The sequence below is a fragment of the Pantoea sp. GbtcB22 genome, assembly GCF_019091025.1.
Classification (GTDB): Bacteria; Pseudomonadota; Gammaproteobacteria; order Enterobacterales; family Enterobacteriaceae; genus Pantoea; species Pantoea leporis.
This window is the reverse complement of the sequence record NZ_JAGXKB010000410.1, coordinates 1-256: the sequence shown is the minus strand read 5'-3', so window position 1 is coordinate 256 and position 256 is coordinate 1. Positions and strand designations below refer to the sequence as shown.

Below are 256 nucleotides of genomic sequence, written 5' to 3'. Positions count from 1 at the left end.
CAAACAAGTGCCCCATGTTACGTTTTACATTGAAAGAAAAGCAAGCGAGCCACGCCATTCCCGCGCTTGGCAGCAGTTTTTTTTATGTTTACCTTATAGTTATTAGCGAACGTACAGGAAATGCCATTTTGTCGCAGACACAGCCTCACCATCTGGTGATCACCGCACTGGGCGTTGATCGTCCGGGTATCGTCAATACCATCACTCGTCACGTCAGCAGCTGCGGCTGCAATATCGAGGACAGCCGTTTAGCAAT

1 protein-coding gene is annotated in these 256 nt (G+C 48.8%); it reads left to right on the top strand.

Going from position 1 to position 256, the window contains the following annotated elements; genetic code table 11:
• Positions 1 to 128: 128 nt before the first annotated feature.
• On the top strand, positions 129 to 256 hold a 128-nt coding region (locus tag KVT28_RS25620; protein WP_305801815.1), incomplete at its 3' end, for an ACT domain-containing protein.